Raw genomic sequence first — 1,281 nt, 5'->3', positions numbered from 1 at the left:
ACATCGTTCTATATGACCGAATCGATGGCGCCTTTATCGTTCGATGCAAGTCACGACACGATCGATGTATCGCTGTGACGACATCGCAGCGCGCTCCCGCGTTCCTGCGACGCTCGCTGACAAATCGCAGGCCGCATCGGCCGTCAGGAAAGTTTGAGATGGAAAAGACAAAAATCGCCATCGTCGACGATCATCCCCTCGTGCTATGCGGTCTTCGCAAGACCTTCGAGAGCGCAGGTTTCGACGTGGTGGGCGCGTTCACGAGCCCGGCGCAGCTTGTGCAATCGCTGAACGACGAGCCATGCGATGTCGTCGTCACCGACTATTCGATGCCAGGCGATGGCGCGCTCGACGGATGGCGCTTTCTGGCCAGCGTTTCCAGCGAATTTCCCGAGCTGCGCATGCTCGTCTATACCGAGTTCGACGACCCGTTCCTCGTGGGCAGTCTCGTGAAGCGAGGCGTCGCCGGCATCGTGAGCAAGCGCGACGAAATGCGCGAAGTCCTCGACGCGGCGCGCAGCCTCGCGTTGGGCGAGCACTATCTGTCGCCCATCGCGCAAGCTGCACTGGAACGCTTCGGCGCGATGCCCGAATACAAGCGATTCATGGCGCTCACGCGACGTCAGATGGAAGTCACCGGTCTGATGCTGTGCGGCCTGAGTGTGTGCGAAACGGCCCGTCTGCTGCACCGGCGCATCAATACGATCAGCACGCAACGCACCGAAGCGTGCAGACGACTCGGCTTCACGGGCGAGTCCGAGATGTACCGCTTTGCGATCGATAACCGCTTGTGGCTCGATCGTTCGACACCGGGAAGCGAGCTTCGGCCCGCATGACGAACGTGTTCGAGAAACGTATCAGCGTCGCGCTCGTCGACGACCATCCTATCGTCGTGCGCGGACTGCGCGCGGCACTGGAACGCGCCGGCTTTCATGTCGTCTGTGCCCTCAGTGATCCTAACGAAATGATGACGCTCCTCGAGCGTACTCATTGCGATGTCATCGTCACCGACTATTCGATGCCCACCGGCGGCACGCTCGACGGCTGGCGCTTTCTTTCCGCCGTCTCCGTCCAGCATCCCCGCCTGCCGATTCTCGTATACAGCGAGTTCGACGATCCGTTCCTCGTCGGCAGCCTGGTTCAGCGCGAGGTCGCGGGCATCGTGAGCAAGCGCGAAGAGATGCACGTGGTGCTCGATGCCGTGCGCGAACTGGCGATGGGCCGTCGCTATCGCTCGCCAGCGGCCATGTCGGCGCTCACGCAGTTCAACGCCGAGGTGGA

Annotated in this window: 2 protein-coding genes; both read left to right on the top strand. The window is 61.6% G+C overall.

Annotated features, from left to right (window positions below; translation table 11 throughout):
- Positions 1-158 precede the first annotated feature (158 nt).
- Complete coding sequence (locus tag NCS28_RS33045) at positions 159-836, top strand: response regulator (protein ID WP_250517970.1); 678 nt, start codon at positions 159-161, stop codon at positions 834-836.
- A partial coding sequence (locus NCS28_RS33040; protein ID WP_250517969.1) for a response regulator occupies positions 833-1,281 on the top strand: 449 nt, incomplete at its 3' end. The genes NCS28_RS33045 and NCS28_RS33040, both read left to right, overlap by 4 nt.

Origin of the sequence: Caballeronia sp. INDeC2 (assembly GCF_023631325.1) — a bacterium.
Classification (GTDB): Bacteria; Pseudomonadota; Gammaproteobacteria; order Burkholderiales; family Burkholderiaceae; genus Caballeronia.
The sequence above is the reverse complement of the archived record's forward strand: the minus strand, read 5'-3'. Positions and strand labels throughout refer to the sequence as shown.

Excerpts from the sequence above, each read along its gene's own strand:
- NCS28_RS33045 (WP_250517970.1), top strand. The coding sequence starts at position 159 with ATGGAAAAGACAAAAATCGCCATCGTCGACGATCATCCCCTCGTGCTA.